Annotated in this window: 20 protein-coding genes and 2 tRNA genes; 16 read left to right on the forward strand and 6 right to left on the reverse strand. The window is 71.5% G+C overall.

Going from position 1 to position 20,798, the window contains the following annotated elements; translation table 11 throughout:
- From ACFYZ3_RS00005 to ACFYZ3_RS00015, 3 genes are all read right to left on the reverse strand, one after another.
- Nucleotides 1-803: NlpC/P60 family protein (locus ACFYZ3_RS00005; protein ID WP_388512660.1), on the reverse strand; the 803-nt coding region annotated here is incomplete at its 3' end.
- Between the two features lie 59 nt (nt 804-862).
- Nucleotides 863-1,135, reverse strand: a complete 273-nt coding sequence (locus ACFYZ3_RS00010) for a hypothetical protein (RefSeq protein ID WP_388512663.1) — start codon at nt 1,133-1,135, stop codon at nt 863-865.
- Nucleotides 1,111-1,398 carry a hypothetical protein gene (locus ACFYZ3_RS00015; protein WP_388512665.1) on the reverse strand — a complete coding sequence of 96 codons (288 nt, stop codon included), beginning with the start codon at nt 1,396-1,398 and terminating at the stop codon, nt 1,111-1,113. Before ACFYZ3_RS00015 ends, ACFYZ3_RS00010 begins: the two co-directional genes overlap by 25 nt.
- 317 nt (nt 1,399-1,715) lie before the next feature.
- Here ACFYZ3_RS00015 and ACFYZ3_RS00020 point away from each other — a divergent pair, with 317 nt between their 5' ends.
- From ACFYZ3_RS00020 to ACFYZ3_RS00035, 4 genes are all read left to right on the forward strand, one after another.
- Nucleotides 1,716-2,645, forward strand: a complete 930-nt coding sequence (locus ACFYZ3_RS00020) for a LuxR C-terminal-related transcriptional regulator (RefSeq protein WP_388512668.1) — start codon at nt 1,716-1,718, stop codon at nt 2,643-2,645.
- A gap of 193 nt (nt 2,646-2,838) precedes the next feature.
- Nucleotides 2,839-4,125, forward strand: coding sequence for a glutamate-5-semialdehyde dehydrogenase (locus ACFYZ3_RS00025; RefSeq protein ID WP_388512670.1), 1,287 nt, complete (start codon nt 2,839-2,841; stop codon nt 4,123-4,125).
- A gap of 122 nt (nt 4,126-4,247) precedes the next feature.
- The gene (locus tag ACFYZ3_RS00030) at nt 4,248-4,817 is read left to right on the forward strand and encodes a hypothetical protein (protein WP_388512672.1); all 570 of its coding nucleotides are present in this window, start codon (nt 4,248-4,250) and stop codon (nt 4,815-4,817) included.
- An 86-nt stretch (nt 4,818-4,903) separates the two neighbouring features.
- Nucleotides 4,904-5,974, forward strand: coding sequence for a hypothetical protein (locus ACFYZ3_RS00035; RefSeq protein WP_388512673.1), 1,071 nt, complete (start codon nt 4,904-4,906; stop codon nt 5,972-5,974).
- A 13-nt stretch (nt 5,975-5,987) separates the two neighbouring features.
- Here ACFYZ3_RS00035 and ACFYZ3_RS00040 read toward each other — a convergent pair whose 3' ends face one another.
- On the reverse strand, nt 5,988-7,175 hold the full coding sequence (locus tag ACFYZ3_RS00040) for a M48 family metalloprotease (RefSeq protein WP_388513948.1): 1,188 nt from the start codon (nt 7,173-7,175) through the stop codon (nt 5,988-5,990).
- Between the two features lie 141 nt (nt 7,176-7,316).
- Between ACFYZ3_RS00040 and ACFYZ3_RS00045 the strand changes: the two genes are divergently transcribed.
- The 9 genes from ACFYZ3_RS00045 (at nt 7,317) to ACFYZ3_RS00085 (ending at nt 12,516) form a co-directional block, all read left to right on the forward strand.
- The gene (locus ACFYZ3_RS00045; RefSeq protein ID WP_205350983.1) at nt 7,317-7,478 is read left to right on the forward strand and encodes a hypothetical protein; all 162 of its coding nucleotides are present in this window, start codon (nt 7,317-7,319) and stop codon (nt 7,476-7,478) included.
- A 97-nt stretch (nt 7,479-7,575) separates the two neighbouring features.
- Entirely contained in the window at nt 7,576-7,743 is a 168-nt protein-coding gene (locus tag ACFYZ3_RS00050; RefSeq protein WP_003976223.1) for a hypothetical protein, read from the forward strand.
- 59 nt (nt 7,744-7,802) lie between these two features.
- Nucleotides 7,803-8,507, forward strand: coding sequence for a nicotinate-nucleotide adenylyltransferase (nadD, locus tag ACFYZ3_RS00055; RefSeq protein WP_052838173.1), 705 nt, complete (start codon nt 7,803-7,805; stop codon nt 8,505-8,507).
- Nucleotides 8,508-8,523: 16 nt separating this feature from the next.
- A complete protein-coding gene (pdtA, locus tag ACFYZ3_RS00060) occupies nt 8,524-10,320 on the forward strand; it encodes a polydiglycosylphosphate transferase PdtA (protein WP_388512677.1) in 1,797 nt (598 codons plus the stop codon).
- Nucleotides 10,321-10,439: 119 nt separating this feature from the next.
- A complete protein-coding gene (gene rsfS / locus ACFYZ3_RS00065; RefSeq protein ID WP_052838175.1) occupies nt 10,440-10,886 on the forward strand; it encodes a ribosome silencing factor in 447 nt (148 codons plus the stop codon).
- A complete protein-coding gene (locus ACFYZ3_RS00070; RefSeq protein ID WP_388512679.1) occupies nt 10,883-11,554 on the forward strand; it encodes a histidine phosphatase family protein in 672 nt (223 codons plus the stop codon). Before rsfS ends, ACFYZ3_RS00070 begins: the two co-directional genes overlap by 4 nt.
- A gap of 108 nt (nt 11,555-11,662) precedes the next feature.
- Nucleotides 11,663-11,735: transfer RNA gene (locus ACFYZ3_RS00075), tRNA-Ala, on the forward strand.
- Nucleotides 11,736-12,113: 378 nt separating this feature from the next.
- The gene (locus ACFYZ3_RS00080) at nt 12,114-12,347 is read left to right on the forward strand and encodes a hypothetical protein (RefSeq protein ID WP_003976229.1); all 234 of its coding nucleotides are present in this window, start codon (nt 12,114-12,116) and stop codon (nt 12,345-12,347) included.
- Between the two features lie 96 nt (nt 12,348-12,443).
- A tRNA-Ala gene (locus ACFYZ3_RS00085) sits at nt 12,444-12,516 on the forward strand.
- A 50-nt stretch (nt 12,517-12,566) separates the two neighbouring features.
- Here the strand turns inward: ACFYZ3_RS00085 and ACFYZ3_RS00090 are convergent.
- Together ACFYZ3_RS00090 and ACFYZ3_RS00095 are read right to left on the reverse strand one after the other, a co-directional pair.
- Nucleotides 12,567-14,177 carry an NADH-ubiquinone oxidoreductase-F iron-sulfur binding region domain-containing protein gene (locus ACFYZ3_RS00090; protein WP_388512682.1) on the reverse strand — a complete coding sequence of 537 codons (1,611 nt, stop codon included), beginning with the start codon at nt 14,175-14,177 and terminating at the stop codon, nt 12,567-12,569.
- The gene (locus tag ACFYZ3_RS00095; RefSeq protein WP_388512684.1) at nt 14,174-15,463 is read right to left on the reverse strand and encodes a cytochrome b/b6 domain-containing protein; all 1,290 of its coding nucleotides are present in this window, start codon (nt 15,461-15,463) and stop codon (nt 14,174-14,176) included. Before ACFYZ3_RS00095 ends, ACFYZ3_RS00090 begins: the two co-directional genes overlap by 4 nt.
- A gap of 536 nt (nt 15,464-15,999) precedes the next feature.
- Between ACFYZ3_RS00095 and leuS the strand changes: the two genes are divergently transcribed.
- From leuS to ACFYZ3_RS00110, 3 genes are all read left to right on the forward strand, one after another.
- Nucleotides 16,000-18,894: a leucine--tRNA ligase gene (gene leuS / locus ACFYZ3_RS00100; RefSeq protein ID WP_388512686.1), complete on the forward strand. Its 2,895-nt coding sequence runs from the start codon at nt 16,000-16,002 to the stop codon at nt 18,892-18,894.
- Between the two features lie 168 nt (nt 18,895-19,062).
- Nucleotides 19,063-19,842 (forward strand): hypothetical protein, encoded by a 780-nt coding sequence (locus ACFYZ3_RS00105; protein ID WP_388512689.1) that lies wholly within the window; start codon nt 19,063-19,065, stop codon nt 19,840-19,842.
- 91 nt (nt 19,843-19,933) lie between these two features.
- A complete protein-coding gene (locus ACFYZ3_RS00110; RefSeq protein WP_388512691.1) occupies nt 19,934-20,779 on the forward strand; it encodes a DegV family protein in 846 nt (281 codons plus the stop codon).
- Nucleotides 20,780-20,798: the final 19 nt, after the last annotated feature.

Raw genomic sequence — 20,798 nt, forward strand, 5'->3', positions numbered from 1 at the left:
ATGCCGTTCCAGCCGCCGGTGCCGATCTCGGTGCGGGAGCTCTTCGAGCCGACGTTGGGTCCGTGGTAGAGCCACAGCTTCCCCGTCGACACCTCCACGGCCACGAGGTCGCCCTTGCTGTCGCCGGTGAACTCACCGGCCGTCAAAGACGTCATCCCCGGATCCGCGGGCACGACGACATCGTCGACCACGGACTTGTTGCGCACCGGCAGGAAGGTGCCGTAACCCGAGAAGTAGGGGTAGGGGATCTCGCGGTGGTGCACGCCGCTCGACGTGAACTCGTAGCCGATGTAGCTGGTGTGGGAGCTGTTCGCCCACTTCTCGAAGAGGACGACGTGGCCGTTGGCCCCACTGTTGTCGTTGAGCAGCGCGTCGCCGGCCTTCAGTTCTCCCTTGGAGATGGACTCGATGACGCCCGCACCGGCGAACGTGTCGGTGGTCAGCGAGCTGCTGAGGTGCCACGCCATCGACACGTACCCCGAGCAGTCGGTGCGGTACCCGTTGTGGCTGCCGGTCCAGCTGTAGTCGAGGCCGATGCCGACCCAGGTCTTGGCCCGGTCTATGACCTCGCTGCGGGTGATCGTGGGACCGGCCGCGGCGGCCGAGAAGGAGGACTTCATGCCCGGTACCGGCGTCACCGGGCCCTGGCCGGGGCTGGCCTGGTGCTCGGCCGAGGCGCCGGCCCCCGGCGGCACCGGTGCGGCGTTGGCGAAGCCCGTACCGACGGAGAGCAGGCCGCAGGAAAGGGATGCGGTGATGGCGAGCGAGAGGGAGACGGAGCGGACGGAACGGTGTGCGGGCATGGAGAATCCTTGGAAAGGGTGATGGATGGTGGTGATCCGTAGCGCGGAGCGGGCAGGCGTCAGTTGACTCCGGAGATGCCATATCGCTTCAGCAGGGCGGAGTTGCCCACGTCCGAGATCAGCCCAGCGGCCTGGGCGGCGGCTCGGTCGGAAGAGGCGGCCGCGATGAACAGCACGACGACGAAGCCGTCGAACGTGCGGCACACCGTGATGTGTTCGAGCTGGTGCCACGGAGCGGCGTGGGCCCACAACAGGTCCTGGAGGGCATGGTCGTCACCGTGGCCCGGAGGCAGGTCCGTTGTCGTGGTCAGGTGCAGATGAACGAGGAACATGTCGCGTCGGTCTGCGTCGGCGTTCCCGCGGTGGCCCGGTCGGACCCGGGGCTGTCCCAGCCGATGTTGTCCAGCGGCATGGCGTCCCAGCCGATGCTGACACCGGCGAGGCCGGTGAGGCGTCCGGACGACAGGGTTTCAAGCGCCGCTCCCGTTGTCTCGTGACCGTGCGACACCGCGCCTGCTGAGAAGCCGCCCATCAGCAGAGCGGCGGCGGCCACGCTGAACACTGCAGCGCGGGAGACCTGAGCGGTGCGAGACATGACTACTCCTGTCGGCATGGATGCGGATGCCGTCCGCAGCGGTCTCATGGCCCCTCGCTGCTCCGGCGAACATCACTCTGCCCGGCTCGTGAGGCCGAGGGCAGGGGTACGCGCTGTCACCATCTGGCCTGGCATCTTGGTGCAACTTCCGCCGCTCAGACCCTTCCTCGACCGGCGACCCACGGTTGCGCGAATGTGGAGCCGATGCGAAGATCATGTGCCTGTAGTGCGGAACTCGGGGGCGTTCAGCTGCACTTGGGGGACACATGCTCGAAATGCTGGGGTTGGACTCAGAAGCGGAAACGGTTTACCAGCTCATGCTCTCCAGGCCTGGACTGGGAGTCCTGGACCTGTGCCGGGAACTGGAGCTGCCCGAGCCGGAAGTGCGCGCATGTCTCGACCGGTTGGCGGAACTCACGCTGCTGCGGGAGTCCCGGGAGGAGCCCGGCCGGCTGCGCGTCCTCAGTCTGGAAGTCGCCCTCGACGTGATGCTCCGAAGACAGGAGCAGGACGTGCTGAGGCAGCAGCAGCGTCTGACGGCCGCGAAGCTCGAAGCCGCCCGTGTGATAGCCGAGCGGGCCGAACGCCGCCCCCGGGACGACGGAACACCCGGCGCCGACGTGATGCTCGGACTCGACGCCATCCAGGAGCGCCTGGAACTGCTCGCGAAGGACCTGCGGGGCGAGTGTCTGGCCGTCATGCCGGGCGGTGCCCAGTCGCAGGCGAGTCTCGACGCCTCGCGCCCCCTGGACGAGGAGGCGATGAACCGCGGTGTCGAACTGCTGACGCTGTACCAGGACAGTGTCCGCAATGATCCGGCGACCCTGGACTACGCGCGCTGGATGTCCGAGGCGGGCGGCCAGGTACGCACCGCGCCTCTCCTGCCGCCCCGCTTCCTGGTCTTCGACCGCCGGATCGCCGTGGTGCCGCTGGATCCCGAGAACACCCGCCGCGGAGCCCTGTGCACGCGTGAGCCGGCGGTCGTCGCGACGTTGTGCGCACTGTTCTTCCAGGCCTGGGAGACCGCCGTCCCTCTGGGGAACGGACGCACCGGGTGCGGACTCACCACGAGTGAGAAACTGCTGCTGAAGTTGCTGGCGGGCGGCCTGACGGACGACGCCGCCGCCAAGAGGCTGGGTGTCTCGCTGCGTACGGTGCGACGGCAGATGTCCTCACTGATGGAGAGGCTCAACGCCAGAAGCCGGTTCGAGGCCGGCCTCAAGGCGGCGCAGATGGGGTGGATCTAGGGGGGCGCCGTTCGGATCTTGCCGGGGTCGCGTCAGCCGCGAGGCACCGTAGGCTGCGGCCGGCCTGATCCGAACGACACCCCTGGAGCGGCATCCGCGGCATCCGGAAAGGGCGGGACGGGGCCGCGAGACGACTGTCTCGGGGTTCGGGACGAGTCGTGGGCGCCCCCACCCGGCCCATTACGCTTCCCCCATGACCACGCTCTCGCCGTACGACTCGATGTCACCCGTCACCCGGGCCGCCTACCGGGCCAAGTCCGCCGCGGCCGACCTCGCGCCGCTGCCGCGGGCCGCCAAGGACGACGCGCTGCTCGCCGTCGCGGACGCGCTGGAGGTCCGTACGAGCGAGATCGTCGAGGCCAACGCCCAGGACGTGGCCAAGGCCCGCGCCGCCGGGACCAGCGAGGCCATCGTCGACCGGCTCACCCTGACCCCGGAGCGGGTCCGCGCCATCGCCTCCGACGTGCGCGACGTGGTCGCGCTGCCCGACCCGGTCGGCGAGGTCGTGCGCGGCTCCACCCTCCCCAACGGCATCGACCTGCGCCAGGTGCGGGTGCCGCTCGGCGTGGTCGGCATCATCTACGAGGGCCGGCCCAACGTGACGGTCGACGCCGCCGCCCTGTGCCTGAAGTCCGGCAACGCGGTGCTGCTGCGCGGCTCCTCCTCCGCCTACCGGTCGAACACCGCCCTGGTCCGGGTGGTCCGCGACGCCGTGGGCGGGGCCGGGCTGCCCGCCGACGCCGTGCAGCTGGTGCCCGGCGAGAGCCGGGAGAGCGTGCGCGAGCTGATGCGGGCCCGCGGCCTGGTCGACGTGCTCATCCCGCGCGGCGGCGCCTCGCTGATCAACACGGTCGTCCAGGAGTCCACCGTCCCCGTCATCGAGACCGGCACCGGCAACTGCCACGTCTACGTCGACGCGCACGCCGACCTCGACATGGCCGTCGACATCCTGATCAACTCCAAGGCACAGCGCGTCAGCGTCTGCAACGCCGCCGAGACCCTCCTGGTCCACCAGGACGTCGCCGCCGAGTTCCTGCCCCGCGCGCTGGCCGCGCTCGCCGAGGCCGGGGTCACCGTGCACGCCGACGAGCGGGTGATGGCCCACGCCAAGGACTCCGGCGCGAACGTCGTCGAGGCGACCCCCGAGGACTGGGAGACGGAGTACCTGTCGTACGACATCGCGGCCGCCGTCGTGGACTCCCTGGACCGGGCCGTCGAGCACATCCGGCTGTGGACCTCCGGTCACACCGAGGCCATCGTGACCACCTCGCAGCAGGCCGCCCGCCGCTTCACCCAGCTGGTCGACTCCACCACCGTCGCGGTGAACACCTCCACCCGCTTCACCGACGGCGGCCAGTTCGGCTTCGGCGCCGAGATCGGCATCTCCACGCAGAAGCTGCACGCCCGGGGCCCCATGGGGCTGCCGGAGCTGACCAGCACGAAGTACATCGTCACCGGCGACGGGCACGTACGGCGCTGACGCGGGCGCGCCGCGGGCCGCCCGCACGCGGCCCGCGGGGAGCACCGATCGGGGCATCTCACCCACCGGATGAATTTCCCCGCCGTCTGCCCAAAACGACCTCCCAGGTCTACTCTGGAGCCGTGCCGGAGGACGTGGGGGGCACGCCGTTCCCGGACGGCTGGGAGCCCGACGACGACCACGACCGCGGGGTGTCGGACGAAGAGTTCGCCTCCGTGGTCTTCGACGAGGCCTTCGTGACGGCGGCCGCGGTGCACGAGCCGACCGCCGTCGAGCGCCTCCTGGCCGCCGCGCAGGCCAGAGCCGAGGCCACCGAGGCCGAGGCCGCCCGCCGCGGCCGCAGCAGGGCCGATCGCTACGACGACGGGTACGGCGATTTCGGCCATGATCCCGACCTCGACGACCCGGACGACGACCGCGACCTCCTCGACCGCCCGTACGGCGCTCCCGCGGCCTACGGCAAGCAGGTCCGCTGGCACCGCCCCGTCGCCTGGCTGCTCGCCCTCGCCATGGGCATCGGCATGGTCGCACTGGCCTTCGTGGCCGTCTACCGGGGCGCGTCCTCCGGCGGCGGCCCGCAGCAGGTGCCGCCCCCCGCCTCCACCGGCCCGGAGCAGGGCGGCACCGTGACCCCCTCGGCCTCCGCCGACTACTCCCAGCCGGCCGTGTCGGTGATCCCGCGCAGTCCCTGAGCTGCCCCCGGAGGCGCCGGCAGGCTGTCCCAACTTGACCTGTGGCGGCGCGTTTACGCGACCTTCCGCAGACCCACTCTGAAGGTATGGCAGGGCTTGGCGGTCCGCCCGGAGGAACGCCCGAGGGCGCCCCCGGAGGCGGAGAGGACGAGTACCGATCCGTCGTCTTCGACGAGTCGTTCGTGCGCGCTGCCCGGCTCCAGGAGTTCTCCGCCCAGGAGCGCATCACCGACCACGCGCCCGCCGTACGCCGCCGCCCGCCCCTGCGCCGGGCCGGACTGTCCCGGCAGGCGCTGATCCTCGTCCTGCTCATCGTCGTCGCCTTCGGCACCGCCGTCTACATGGGCGTACGGCACCCCTACCAGAGCCCCGCCGGGCAGCGGGCGGCCGAGCCGGTGCGGATGACCGTCGTCCCGCTCGCCCCGCGGGAGAGGGTGCCCGGCGCCGACGACGCCGCGTTCCTGTACGCGCACAGCCCCGCCGCGCACTTCAGGACCGCGGCCCAGGGCATCCCGCTGCCGGGGGCCCGGCGCACGGCGCACTTCTCCGAGGACCAGGTGTTCAACGCGCTCACCACGGCCAAGAACTACATCGTCCGCTCGGCGCTCGACCCGGAGGTGCTCGGCGGCGAGGAGGTGCGCTCGGTGCGGGTGCTGCTGGACCCGGACCAGCTCCACCAGTTCGACGAGAGCTTCGAGAAACCCGCCTCGGACGGCCGGCACGCCCCCACGGGGTGGCTGGTCCGCTTCGACCCGGCCCGGGCCGAGCTGGCCGACCCCGGGATCCGGGTGGACGGGAGCCTGCGGGTCGTGGAGAGCGACACGTCCACCCTGGAGGTCACCGCCGACCACACCATGGTCTACGCGCTGCGGCCGGCCGACGACACCCGGGGCGAGGTGTCGCTGTTCACCCTCCGGCGCGAGCTGCAGTTCCGCTTCGACCGGGACGACCTGCGGCTGCACCAGACCCAGCTCGTGGCCTCCTACGTCCAGGCCGGGCCGCTCTCCTGCGCCGATGACGCGGCGAACCACCTCCGCCCGCTGCTGGCCGGCCAGGAGGCCGGGGCCGGCGTCCCCGTCGGCACCGACCCGTACACCTCGGACAACGCCACGGCGCTGTGCGGCAGCCTCGCGGAGAAGGCCCGGCCGAAGGTGTGAGCGGGGGCCGGGGTCAGGCGCCGTCGCGCGGGGAGCCGTCTCGCGGAGACTCCGGGCCGTCGCCACCGGACCCCTGGGGCCCCTCGGGTGCCTCGGGCCCCTCAGGGCCTGGCTGCCCCTCGGCCGAGCCGCCCCCGTCCCCGTCCTTGGGCGGCCTCGGCTGCGAGCCCGTGAAGCCGCCGAAGCCCCGGCGCATCCGGTCGCCGAGGTCGCCGGCACCGCCCGCGATGTCGTTGACCAGCTTCATCAGCGGGTCCTTGGAGCTGCGCACATGCGTGGCGTAGTGCGACGCCGACTCCCGGAAGGAGTCCCGCACCGAGGTGTCCTTGTCCTCGTCGCGGCGCGGGTAGTGGCCGTCCATGATCCGCTGGTAGTCCCGGGAGGCCGCCCACTTCTTCAGCTCGGCGGCCCGGACCGTGGTGAACGGGTGCGAGCGGGGCAGCACGTTCAGGATCTTCAGCACCGAGTCGCGCAGGTCGCCGCCCGCCTCGTACTCCTCGGCCTGCTCCAGGAACGCGTCCACGTTCATCTCGTGCAGGTGGTTGCCGCCCGCGATCTTCATCAGGCCCCGCATGGAGGCCTGGAGGTCCTGGCCGACCAGCAGTCCCGCGCGGTCGGCGGACAGCTCCGACTTGCGGAACCACTCGCGCAGGGCGGTCACGATCGCCATGATCGCTACGTTCCCCAGGGGGATCCAGGCGACCCGGACGGCGAGGGAGGTCAGGAAGAGCAGGATGGTCCGGTAGACCGCGTGCCCGGACAGGGCGTGCCCGACCTCGTGCCCGACGACCGCCCGCATCTCCTCCTCGTCGAGCAGCTCGACCAGACCCGTGGTGACGACGATGATCGGCTCGTCCAGGCCGATGCACATCGCGTTCGGAGTCGGGTCCTGGTTGACGTACATCGGCGGGACCTTCTCCAGGTCCAGGATGTAGCAGGCGTCGCGCAGCATGACGTTCAGATGGGCGAACTGCCGGTCCGAGACGCGCACCGAGTCGGACAGGAAGAGCAGCCTGAGGCTCCGCTCGGGCAGCAGACCGCTCAGCGCCTTGAAGACCGTGTCGAAACCGCTCAGCTTGCGCAGCGCCACCAGGGCACTGCGGTCGGCCGGATGCTCGTACGCCCGCGAGGAGATCCCGGGGAAGCGCCTGCGCTGCCTGCTCGGCACGTGCTCGTGCCCGTTGTGGTGGCCGTCGGACATCTCTTCCCCCATGCGCGTATGTGTGACCTGGACGTACGTATGGTCTTTGCGAACCCTTGTGCGGCCCTTTGCGCCCCCGGAGCCGGGCCCAGCCTAGGCGGAGATACCGTGGACGGGCAGTACGTCGAAGGAGTCCACGCCATGCAGCACATCCCCCACGCCGACTGGCTCGCCGGGGCCGCGACCGCCGCCGAGCAGCAGGGGCCGGGGAATCTGCTCCGGATCGTCCTGATCGTCATGGTGGTGGGCTGTGTGCTGACCGCGTGGTTCCTGCTGCGGGGGTACAAGCAGAAGGACGACTGAGGTGATCCGAAGGTTCCCCGGTCGCCCCGGTTCCCGCGCGCCCGCATACGATGAGCGGACGTCTTGTCCCGCCCACACCGGATAGGTCCTGCCGAAGATGAGCCTTCCCCTCAGCGCCGCCCAGTTCGTCACCCTCGCCGCCGAGGGCGGCGAGGAGCACGGTGGCAACCACGAGAGCCTCAGCCCGTACGTCACCGGCATCGGCGCGTTCGTCATCCTGCTGCTCCTGCTGTGGATCACCACCCGGTTCAACCGCGACCGCTGAGCCCGCGGCTCCGTGGGCGCGACCGGGTCACTCCGGGCGGGCCGGTAGGGTCTGCTCGCATGGGAGAGCACGACACGCCTACCGGCCCGGCGCACGCGCCGGCGCGCGGCACGCAGAACGCGGTGCCCGCCCGCGCCACCGGCCCGGTCAACGGTCCGGGCGACGGCCCGTCGGCGGGCAAGCGACGCCTGGGCGTCATGGGCGGCACCTTCGACCCGATCCACCACGGCCACCTCGTGGCCGCCAGCGAGGTCGCCGCGCAGTTCCAGCTCGACGAGGTGGTGTTCGTGCCGACCGGGCAGCCGTGGCAGAAGAGCCACCGCGCGGTCTCCGCGGCCGAGGACCGCTATCTGATGACGGTCGTCGCGACCGTCGAGAACCCGCAGTTCTCCGTCAGCCGCATCGACATCGACCGCGGCGGCCCCACCTACACCGTCGACACCCTGCGCGACCTGCGCGCCCTCAACCCGGACGCGGACCTGTTCTTCATCACCGGCGCCGACGCCCTCGCCCAGATCCTCACCTGGCGCGACAGCGAGGAACTGTTCTCCCTCGCCCACTTCATCGGCGTCACCCGGCCCGGCCACACCCTCACGGACGCCGGACTCCCCAAGGGTGGCGTCTCGCTCGTCGAGGTCCCCGCCCTCGCCATCTCCTCCACGGACTGCCGTGCGAGAGTCGCCAAGGGCGATCCCGTCTGGTACCTGGTGCCCGACGGAGTCGTGCGCTATATCGACAAACGCCACCTGTACCGCGGCGAGTGAGCCGAGAGGGGCACCGGTGAACGACGGATACGACGCGGGATACGGCGACGACCAGTACGAACTCGTCGGCTACGACGAGTACGGCCGCCCCGTGTACCGCCAGGCCCAGGGACAGGCTCAGGGGCAGGGGCAGCCTCCGGGGCAGGGCCACGCCCAGCCCGGCCACCAGCAGCAGTACGACCCCTATGCGCAGCAGCAGGGGCAGCAGTACGAACAACAGGGGCAGCAATACGGACAACCGGGGCAGCAGTACGGGCAGCCGGGGCAGCAGCAGTACGGCCGGCAGGGCTACGGCTACGACCCGTACGCCACCGGCACCCAACAGCCCGTCCAGCCGCCCTACGACCCCTACGGCTCCCAGGGCGGCTACGACACCGGTCAGCAGCCGGTCCAGCCGTCGTACGACCCGTACGGCCGGGCCGCGACCAGTGGCCACCAGCCCCGGGTCGCCGAGCAGACCGCCCACATCCCGCAGCAGGCGGGCCCGCCCGAGGAGCGGGAGCGCACGGACCCCGCCGAGGCGGCCGAACCCGGCGGGGACTACCGCACCGAGCAGTTCGCCTTCGTCGAGGAACCGGCCGGCGACTCCGAGGACGTCATCGACTGGATGAAGTTCACGGAGAACCGCACCGAGCGCCGCGAGGAGGCCCGCAGGCGCGCCCGCTCGCGCGTCGTCGCCCTGGTCGTCGTCCTGGCGCTGGTCGCGGTCGGCGGCGTCGGCTACCTCTGGTACGCCGGAAAGCTGCCCGGCCTGTCCTCCTCCGACGACAAGACCGGCGGCACCACGACGGCCGGCGCCCAGAAGCGAGACGTGATCGCCGTCCACCTGCACGACACCAAGGGCGGCGGCACCTCCACCGCGCTGCTCGTGAACAACACCACCACCAAGCAGGGCACCGCCGTGCTGGTTCCCAACGCGCTCGCCCTGACCGGTGACGACGGCAGCACCACCACCCTCGCCAAGTCCGTCGGCGACGAGGGCCCCGACGCCACCCGCACCGCCCTCGACTCCGCCCTCGGCACCGACATAGAGGGCACCTGGCGGCTGGACACGCCCTACCTCCAGATCCTCGTCGACCTGGTCGGCAACATCGACGTCGACACCGACGCCGACGTCCCCGACCCGGAGTCCAAGGACAAGGGCGCGGCCCCGCTCGTGCGCAAGGGCGAGGGCCAGACCCTCAGCGGCAAGATGGCCGTCGCCTACGCCACCTACAGCGCCAAGGGCGAGGAGGCGAACGCCCAGCTCCAGCGCTTCGGGCAGGTCATGCAGGGAGTACTGCGCAAGCTGTCCTCCGACCCGCAGGCCGCGACGACCACCGTCCAGACCCTGGGCATGATCCTCGACCCGCCGCTGACCGAGAAGGACCTCGGCACCTTCCTCGCCGGGCTCTCCGACCGCGCCAAGGGCGGCGACTTCAAGACCGCGCTGCTGCCCGTCCAGGACGGCGGCGGGCTCAGCGCCGAGGCCAGTGACAGCGTCGTCAAGGACGTCCTCGGCGGCACCGCCAAGAGCCCCGACAAGGACGCCGCCGTCAGCGTCTCCGTGCGCAACGCCACCGGCCAGGAGGACCGCACCGGCAAGGCCCGCGTCGTCCTCCTCAACGGCGGCTTCACCTTCGTGTCCGGCGGCACCGCCTCCGGCACCGAGGCCGCCTCGGAGGTCGTCTACGCCGAGGCCGCCGACAAGGAGAACGCCGTCCAGGTCGCCAAGACCCTGGGCCTGCCCACCGACGCCGTCTCCCAGGGGAAGGTCTCCGCGAACGCGCGGGTCTCGGTGGTGCTCGGCCAGGACTACAAGCCGGCGTCGTAGGGGGCGGAGCAAGTCGGCGCTGTAGGGGGCGGAGCGCGGCGGACGGTTTTCCGCGTGGGCCCGTGTCGGCGGTCGTGAGACCCTTGAGGTCAACCGACCGCCGACCCGAAAGCCAGGCAGTGACCGCGACCGACCGCTCCATCGAACTCATCAACGCCGCCGCCCAGGCGGCGGCCGACAAGCTCGCGCACGACATCATCGCCTACGACGTCAGCGACGTGCTGTCGATCACGGACGCCTTCCTGCTGGCGTCCGCGCCCAACGACCGCCAGGTCAAGTCGATCGTCGACGAGATCGAGGAGCGGCTGAACAAGGAGCTGGGCGCCAAGCCGGTGCGCCGCGAGGGCGACCGCGAGGCCCGCTGGGTCCTGCTCGACTACGTCGACATCGTCGTCCACGTCCAGCACAGCGAGGAGCGCGTCTTCTACGCCCTGGAGCGGCTGTGGAAGGACTGCCCCGAGCTGGAGCTGCCCGCCGACGCCAAGGAGACCCGCGGCAAGGCGGAGGAGCACGCGAAGCTCCAGGCCGCCGAGGAGGCGACGCGCACCGACGAGGACTGGCGATGAGCGCCACCGGCGAGGTGACGGCGGGCAGGCCGGGCCGCGGCCGCCGCGTCATCCTGTGGCGGCACGGCCAGACCGCGTGGAACGTGGAGCGCCGCTTCCAGGGCAGCACGGACGTCGAGCTGACCGAGACCGGCGTGAAGCAGGCCCGCCGCGCGGCCGGGCTGCTCCTGCACCTGAGGCCCGACGCGATCGTCGCCTCCGACCTCGCGCGCGCCGCGGACACGGCCGCCGAGCTGTCCGTGCTCACCGGCCTCGAGGTGACCCTGGAGGAGGGCCTGCGGGAGACCTACGCGGGCGTCTGGCAGGGGCTGACCCACGAGGAGATCATCGCCAGGTACGGCGACGAGTACGCGGCCTGGAAGCGCGGCGAGCCCGTGCGCCGCGGCGGCGGCGAGCTGGAGACCGAGGTCGCCGACCGCGCCGCCCCCGTGGTGCTCCGGCACGCCGAGAAGCTCCCCGAGGACGGCACCCTCGTCGTGGTCAGCCACGGCGGCACGATCCGCACCACGATCGGCCGCCTGCTCGGCCTGGAACCGCACAGCTGGGAGAGCCTCGGCGGCCTGACCAACTGCTGCTGGTCCGTGCTGGGCGAGGGCGCCCGCGGCTGGCGCCTGCTGGAGCACAACGCCGGCACCCTGCCGGAACCGGTGATCGGCGACGACGTCTGAACGGCGATTTCACTTTCCGGCAGGTCGCAGGCTAAAGTTCTTCTTGTTCGCCCCGCCGAGCGGAGCGGACGAGGAGCAGGACCATGCGGCTCGCGTCGCGTGGCACCAGGGGCTATAGCTCAGTTGGTAGAGCGCCTGCATGGCATGCAGGAGGTCAGGAGTTCAATTCTCCTTAGCTCCACAACCCACGGACGAATCCCGTCCCCTTCGGGGGGCGGGATTTTTCGTCTCCGCCCGCTTGAGCAACATGCGTCCCACGGGCGTATACGTCGGTGGGACTCCGTGTCCGGACCGGTACTGAGGCGTCGCTGACCGGGTCGGCCCGGCCGTGGCAGAATCAAACGGCCGGAAGGGGACCGCAGCCCGACGGGAGGGAGTGGCGATGCCTGGGAGCATCCTCGAGGAGGTCGGTCACCTCCTCGGCGGAGCGATGGCAAGGAACACGGTCACCCGCCTCAGCTGTCCTTCCTGCGGTTCCGGGCATGTGGCCCAAGTCCTCGGCGACAACGGCGGAATCTCTTACGTGTGCACGGCCTGCGGCCACAGCTGGAGCTGATCGATGGGTGCACACAGGCGGAAGTGCGATTGGTGCGGCAGCGGCACGCCCATCGTGCGCGACATGGAGCCGGTCAACCCCGACTACCAGTACTGGTGCGAGGAATGCGCGCGGGCGCTGATCATAAAGGGCGACCCCATCGAGACGTACCGTGAACTCGAGGGCGAGCCGATCTACGGCCGGCTGCTGGAGGAGCACTGCACGCTCAAACGCTTCTACTCGTTCGTGACGGCATAGGGTGAACCGGACGGAACGGAAACGATTTGGTGTTCGCCCCGGTGGACCGTGTAATGTTGGCGTCGCCGCCAGGGAGACCGGGCGGATGAAGGGCAAGGGGCTATAGCTCAGTTGGTAGAGCGCCTGCATGGCATGCAGGAGGTCAGGAGTTCAATTCTCCTTAGCTCCACAGTTCGATGGAACCCCCCGGATCACTGATCCGGGGGGTTCCATCGTGTGTCAGCGGCCGAGCGCCCGGCGGCCCCGGCCCTGGGACAGCACCGGAAGGTTGGTGCGCGAGGACGGCGCCTGCCCGCGGGTGTCCTCCTCGATGCGCAGCGCCAGCGCCGGACAGCGACGCACCGCACGCACCGCCTTGGCCTCCGCGAAGCGCGGCACCTCGGCCTGCGCGACGGTCGGGAAGCCGTCGGCGCCGAGCTGGAAGACCTCCGGGAGGATGTCCGCGCACAGCCCGTGTCCCCGGCACAGCGTCCAGTCGACGAAGATCTTCTGGCGGCTCGGGCCGTTCTCCTCCCCGCCGCCGGGGACGCCGGTCGGGGCCCTGCCCCCCTCGAAGAGCGGCAGAACGCCCTCCACGGGCCGGCCGCAGCCGTTGCCGAGGACGTGGGCGGCCAGGTCGTCCGTGAACGCCTTGACGGTCGACTCCAGGAACATCGCCGAGCCGTCCGGGTGCGAGCAGGCACCGCGCCGCTTCACGTTCTTCGCGACCTGCTTGACCGCCTCCAGGGCGGCCGGACCGCCGCCGTTCAGGATGTCCTCCAGTCCCCGCGCGGCGGCCGGCAGGCCCAGGTAGCAGGGGCCGCACTGGCCGGCGCTCTCCTCGGCCAGCCACTGCGCCACCCGCAGGGACTCGCCGAGCGGGCAGGTGTCCTGACCGATCGGCAGGATCGCGCCCGCGCCGAGCGAGCCGCCCACCTGCTGGAGCGAGTTGCGGGAGACGATCGCCTCGTCCACGGTCGCCGCGTCGATCCACTTGCCGTGGTAGCCGCCGGTCAGCACGCCCTGCGGCACCGGCGGAGCGCCGGCCAGTTGGAGGACGTAGCGCAGCGGCACGCCCGTCGGCACCTCGATCACCATCGGCCGGGCCACCGCGCCGGAGACGGTGAGCATCACGGTGCCCGGCTCGTCGTACAGGCCGGTGTTGCCGTAGCGCTCCGGGCCGATGCGGGCGGCGATGGCCAGCTGGGCGAAGGTCTCGGCGTTGGACAGCAGGGTCGGCGCGCCGCCCACGCCGCTCTTGGAGGCGCTCACCTTGCGGCCGGGCGGGATCGCCGGGCCGCCGTCGATGGAGCGGATCAGCGAGGCCGCCGCACCGGTCACCATGCGCACCGGATTGCGCTGCACGCGCGCGCGGAGGGCGGACCGGCGGCCGTTGCTCAGTCCGCGCTCGGCGAGGGCGGCCTCCATGGAGCGCTGCGTGGACTCGCGGGTGACCCCGATGACGAGGGTGCGGGCGCCCATCGCCTCGGCGCACAGCAGCGCGCCGTCCAGGATCAGGTGCGGGGCACGGTTGATCAGCACCGTGTCCTTGCGGCAGGCCGGTTCGTCCTCGCTGCCGTTGACGACCACGACCGGACGTACGCCGCGCTTGATGGCCGCCTCGGCGACCGAGCGCAGCTTCTTGTGGAAGGGGAAGCCCGCGCCGCCGCGGCCCTTCAGGTTGATGCGTTCGGAGAGCTGCGCGAGCTGCTCCCCGCCCATCGGTTCGAGCGGGCCGTGCACCTTGAGGTGCATCGGCAGATCAAGCCGCTCGACAAGGTCGAAGCCCGACGTGAGCTGGGGAAGCCCGACCACGCGGACCTCCGGGACGTCGGGCAGGGCCTCGTTCAATTCAAGCCTCCGGAAGGCGTGTTCCAAGGTTCACCGGAACCCGGTGCGTCGAAGTCGTGGGACGGCGACGGCGCACCGGGGGTTGGTTCGGGGGCGGGACCGCTGTTGTACGTGTCGCTGGGGTAGTACGTGTCGTAGACCGCGTTCGTCTCACGGGTGTCGTACACGTCACTCGAGCCGTAGCCCGAGGCGGGGGGCGCGGAGTACTGCGCGGAGTAGGCCGCGGAGTGGTCCGCCGCCTGTGTGGTGCCGTAGACCGGGATGGTGTGTCCGGTGTCGTTGAGCGGGTCGTAGACCGACGGGGGTGCCTCGCCGACCGGGGGCGGCGACGGTATCGGCCAGCTGCCTGAGGTGCTGCCGCCGCCGTCCACGACCGGCATCGCCTCGGTCGGCCGCAGGTCGGAGGGCAGCTGGGCGGAGGCGGCCGGGTCGGCCGTCAGCGGTGGCCGGCCCGCGCCCGAGGGGGCGGACACGGCACGGTAGGCCGCCGCGAAGCCGCTCGGGGGCTCCGGCGCGGTGAGGCGCTCCGCGGGCTCGTACAGCGGGGCGGACGGGGACGCGCCGCGCGACCGGGACCGCCCGGCGCGCCCGTAGCCGGGCAGGGCGGCGGTGGCCCTCGGCCGGCTCTCCGCCTCCTCCTCGTCCTCCTCGCGGGCGGGCCGCTCCCCGGTCCCGAGGAGACCGGCGATCCGGTCGGCGACCTTGCGCTTGACCGGGCGGGGCGCCGCGCGCAGCGCCAGGGCCGCCATGACGCCGACCACGGACAGGGCGTACAGGACCACGAAGACCGGCTTCGCGGCGCGACCCGCGTAGAGCCCGTGCAGCAGGGCCAGGCACCACGCCGGATAGGCCAGCATGTGCATGGCCCGCCAGCGGGCCGCCACGGGGGCGGGGGAGGCGAAGCGGTTGCGCAGGGCTCCGGTGACTCCCACGAAGATCATGAGCATGCTGGCCAGGGTGCCGAAGCCGATGAGGACGGCCCGGCCGCCGAACGCCTCGTCCTCCGTGGCCAGGAGCCCGAACGGGAGGACCGCGGCGACCCAGGTGGTGTGGTCCAGGACCAGCTTGACCACGATGTGCACCAGCAGGAAGACGACCGAGGCGACTGCGGTGGCCCGGTGCACCGCCTGGGCCAGGATCCGCTGCCGGGTGTCGAGGACGATCCGGTCCTGGGCGAGCAGACCCCAGATCACCGAGCAGCTGAGGAAGACGAGGGAGAGGACGCCGGCGCCGAAGTTCAGGAACTGGGCGAAGGTGTCGTCCACCGTGCTGTCGTTCGTCACCACGACGGGCCTCCCCACGTCAGGGACGTGAGGGAAGGCGGCGGACTGGTGTGGCGAGGGTGGATCGGGGGAGGGTTCATGGGGGCAACTCCGGAGCGGTTCGGGAAAGCGGTCCCGCTGCCGCACTCTAAGTGGCGCCATACCCGTGGGTAGGGGGTTTGAGTTATTGCGTTGTTATCAAATGACAGCGCGCTCGTGCTGGTGTCCCTTAGCGGTCGTTACGCGAAGTAACCTTTGACCTTGGTTCAGGTCCGCCTCCGTTTTCCGGTTGCCGGGCCCCGGATTCCGGTCGGCCGCGCGTGGCGCGGAAGCCCGTCGCGGCCCGATCGGTGACTGCGGTACCCTGACGCCATGCGTGCCGTACGCCTTCTGCTTAGCGAGCCGCGCTGATCAGTCCCGACCCCGGTCGTAGTCCGGTGGCCGGAATCGGCGCGGCGTCCCCTCCTGTGCGAGGGGATTTTTCATTTCCCGGCCTTCGCAGCCGCTGGTCATGAAGGTCGCAGCCGCTGGCAGAGACGATCGATGGAGCTTTGAGGATCATGAGCGAGACGAACCCCGCGGCGAGTGCCCCTGTGCCGGCGGATGCCGCGCCGCACCGCTACACGGCTGCCATGGCCGCCGAGATCGAGGCACGCTGGCAGGACTTCTGGGACGCCGAGGGGACGTACGCCGCGCCGAACCCCAAGGGTGACCTGGCGGGCGACCCGGAGCTGGTCGCCAAGCCCAAGAAGTTCATCATGGACATGTTCCCGTACCCCTCGGGTGCGGGCCTGCACGTCGGCCACCCCCTGGGGTACATCGCCACCGACGTCTTCGCCCGCTTCCAGCGGATGACCGGCCACAACGTCCTGCACACCCTGGGCTTCGACGCCTTCGGCCTGCCCGCCGAGCAGTACGCCGTGCAGACCGGCACGCACCCGCGCGTGTCGACCGAGACCAACATGAAGAACATGCAGAGCCAGCTGCGCCGGCTGGGTCTGGGCCACGACAGGCGCCGGTCGTTCGCCACGATCGACCCCGAGTACTACAAGTGGACCCAGTGGATCTTCCTGCAGATCTTCAACTCCTGGTACGACGACGAGGCGGGGAAGGCCCGCCCGATCGCCGAGCTCGTCGCGCAGTTCGAGTCCGGTGAGCGGGAGGTCCCGGGCCACGCGGGCCGGGCGTGGAGCAGCCTGAGCGAGGCCGAGCGCGCCGACGTGCTCGGCGAGTACCGCCTGGCCTACGCCTCCGACGCGCCGGTCAACTGGTGCCCCGGACTGGGCACCGTGCTGGCCAACGAGGAGGTCACCGCCGACGGCCGCTCCGAGCGCGGCAACTTCCCCGTCTTCAAGTCCAAGCTGCGCCAGTGGAACATGCGCATCACCGCCTACGCGGACCGGCTGCTGGACGACCTGGACCAGCTGGACTGGCCCGAGGCCATCAAGCTGCAGCAGCGCAACTGGATCGGCCGTTCCGAGGGCGCCCGCGTCGACTTCCCCGTGGACGGCGAGCGCATCACGGTCTTCACCACCCGCCCCGACACCCTGTTCGGCGCGACCTACATGGTGCTGGCGCCCGAGCACCCGCTGGTCGAGAAGTTCACCCCGGACGCCTGGCCCGAGGGCACCCGCGACGCGTGGACCGGCGGCCACGCCACCCCGACCGAGGCCGTCGCCGCGTACCGCGCGCAGGCCGCCTCCAAGTCCGATGTCGAGCGGCAGGCCGAGGCCAAGGACAAGACCGGCGTCTTCATCGGCGCGTACGCCACCAACCCGGTCAACGGCGAGCAGGTCCCGGTCTTCATCGCCGACTACGTGCTGATGGGCTACGGCACCGGCGCGATCATGGCCGTCCCGGCGCACGACTCCCGCGACTTCGAGTTCGCGCGGGCCTTCGAGCTGCCCGTCCGGTGCGTCGTCGAGCCGACGGACGGCCGCGGTACCGACACGTCGACGTGGGACGAGGCCTTCGCCTCCTACGACGCGAAGATCGTGAACTCCTCCGGTACGGACGTCTCCCTGGACGGTCTGGGTGTCGTCGAGGCCAAGGAGCGCGTCACCGAGTGGCTGGAGCGGGCCGGCGCCGGTGCGGGCACCGTCAACTTCCGCCTGCGCGACTGGCTGTTCAGCCGCCAGCGCTACTGGGGCGAACCCTTCCCGATCGTCTACGACGAGGACGGCATCGCCCACCCCCTGCCCGCCTCGATGCTGCCGCTGGAGCTGCCCGAGGTCGAGGACTACTCCCCGCGCACCTTCGACCCGGACGACGCCGACACCAGGCCCGAGACCCCGCTGTCGCGCAACGAGGACTGGGTCAACGTCACCCTGGACCTGGGCGACGGCCCGAAGAAGTACCGCCGCGAGACCAACACCATGCCCAACTGGGCCGGCTCCTGCTGGTACGAGCTGCGCTACCTGGACCCGCACAACGGCGAGCAGCTGGTCGACCCCGAGATCGAGCAGTACTGGATGGGTCCGCGCGAGGGCCTGCCGCACGGCGGCGTCGACCTGTACGTCGGCGGCGCCGAGCACGCCGTGCTGCACCTGCTGTACGCGCGCTTCTGGTCCAAGGTGCTGTTCGACCTGGGGCACGTGTCCTCGGCCGAGCCGTTCCACAAGCTGTTCAACCAGGGCATGATCCAGGCGTACGTCTACCGTGACGCGCGCGGGATCGCCGTACCGGCCGCCGAGGTGGAGGAGCGCGACGGCGCCTACCACTACCAGGGCGAGAAGGTCTCCCGGCTGCTGGGCAAGATGGGCAAGTCCCTGAAGAACGCGGTCACCCCCGACGAGATCTGCGCCGAGTACGGCGCCGACACGCTGCGCCTGTACGAGATGGCGATGGGCCCGCTGGACGTGTCCCGGCCGTGGGACACCCGCGCGGTGGTCGGCCAGTTCCGGCTGCTGCAGCGGCTGTGGCGCAACGTCGTCGACGAGGACACCGGTGAGCTGTCCGTGGCGGACGTCGCGGAGAGCGACATCGACGCCGGCACCCTGCGCGCCCTGCACAAGGCCGTCGACGGCGTACGGCAGGACCTGGAGGGCATGCGGTTCAACACCGCCATCGCCAAGGTCACCGAGCTGAACAACCACCTGACCAAGGCCCAGGGCCCGGTACCGCGGTCGGTCGCCGAGCGTCTGGTGCTGCTGGTCGCGCCGCTGGCCCCGCACGTGGCCGAGGAGCTGTGGCGCAAGCTGGGGCACGAGTCCTCAGTCGTCCACCAGGACTTCCCGGTCGCCGACCCGGCCCACGTCGTCGACGAGACCGTGACCTGCGTCGTCCAGATCAAGGGCAAGGTCAAGGCACGGCTGGAGGTCGCCCCCTCCATCTCCGAGGACGACCTGGAGAAGGCCGCGCTGGCCGACGAGAAGGTCGTGGCCGCGCTGGGCGGGGCCGGGATCCGCAAGGTGATCGTGCGGGCACCGAAACTGGTGAACATCGTCCCGGCGTAGGCGGTGACCGGGGCGCCTTTGACGCCCCCTACGGGTCGGGTGCGGGCAGGTTCGGGGTTCTTGCGGAACCCTGGGCCTGCCCGTTGCGTTTACCGTGGAAGAGCGGCACGACGGGTGCCGCGCCGTGGCCGGCCGGCCCGCGGGCCGGACGCTCGGAGGAGGAGCCCAGTGGAAGCAGCGCTCACCGTGTTCGCCCTGCTCTTCCTGCTCGCCGTGGTGCTGGGCGTCTACGCCACGGTGAAGGCCGTCGGCGCCGCCAAGCGCAGCGTGGACCGCGGCATCACCCAGGCCCGCCGCACCGTCGAGGACCACACCCTGCGGGCCAAGTCCCTCGTCCAGGTGGGCCCGGCGGCCGAGCTGGCACAGCTGCGGCTGACGCTGCGCACCTCCATGCGGGCCACCCAGGACGCGCTGCACGCGCGCGTGGCCGAGGACGAATCCCTCAAGGAGTCCCTCGCCCTCTTCGAGCGGCTCAGCGCCCACGGCTACGAGCTGGACGGCGAGCTGCGGCGACTGGAGTCCGAGCCGGACCGCGCCACCCTCGCCGAGCGTCTGCCCGGACTGCGCGAGCGCACCGAGCGCATCACCCGGTCGGCGGACGCCCTGCGCTGGGCGGCCCGGGACCGTGCCCACCGTTTCGCGGACGACGACCTGGACACGCTGAGCGCCCAGATCGATGTGGAGGCCGGTGCCCTGCGGCACTGGACGGAGACGAAGACGCAGGCGGAGGCGGCGGCCGGGACCGGCCCGGGGGAGGCACCGCCCGCCGCGCCGCCGTCCTGGCCCGAGGCCCCGCCCGCCGACGCCGCGTCCGCCCGGCAGACCTGGCCGGACTCCCCGGCGCAGGAGCCCGCGGAGAAGAACTCCGCGCGTCCCGCCATCACCCCGCCCGCCGCGAGCCCCGTGTACCCCTGGCAGAAGAAGGCCCGCCCGGAGAGCACGACCTGACCGACCCCGCCGGCCCGGTCGCGCCCCTGTGAACGCCCGGTCGCCGGGGCCGGACTGCCGCACGGACACTACGCCAGGTAACCTCCAGCTCATGTCCCGCCATGTCGCTATCGTCACGGATTCAACGGCCTACCTCCCGGCCCGGGCGATGGAGCGGCACGGCATCACCGCGGTACCCCTGACCGTCGTCCTGGGCGACCGGGCCCTGGAGGAGGGCACCGAGATCTCGACCCGCTCCCTGGCCCAGGCACTGCAGAAACGGCGGCCGGTCACCACCTCCCGCCCCGGCCCCGAGCTCTTCGCCGAGACCTACCGCAGAATCGCCGAGTCCGGCGCCGACGGCATCGTCTCCCTGCACCTGTCCGCCGAACTCTCCGGCACCCACGACGCGGCCGTCGTCGCGGCGCGTGAGGCGCCCGTCCCGGTCAGTGTCGTGGACACCGGGATGATCGCGATGGCCCTGGGGTTCTGCGCGCTCGCCGCCGCGGAGACGGCGGAGGCGGGCGGCACGGTGGACGAGGCCGTCACGGCCGCGGAGAAGCGCGCCGCGGGCACCTCCGCCTACTTCTACGTCGACACCCTCGACTATCTGCGCCGCGGCGGCCGGATCGGCGCGGCCCAGGCCCTGTTCGGCTCCGCCCTCGCCGTCAAACCCCTGCTGCAACTGGCGGGCGGCCGCATCGAACCCCTGGAGAAGGTCCGGACGGCGTCCAAGGCCATCGCCCGGCTGGAGGAGATCGCCGCCGACCGGGCCGGCGGCGCGCCCGTCGACATCGCCGTCCACCATCTCGCCGCCCCGGACCGGGCGTCGGCCCTGGCGGACCGCCTGCGGGACCGGGTTCCCGGCTTGGCCGACCTGCACGTGAGCGAGGTCGGCGCGGTGATCGGCGCGCACACGGGGCCGGGGCTGTTGGGGGTCGTGGTCTCGTCGCGGTGAGGGCCGGCCGGGTCACCCG

The organism is Streptomyces sp. NPDC001599 (assembly GCF_042893535.1).
Classification (GTDB): Bacteria; Actinomycetota; Actinomycetes; order Streptomycetales; family Streptomycetaceae; genus Streptomyces.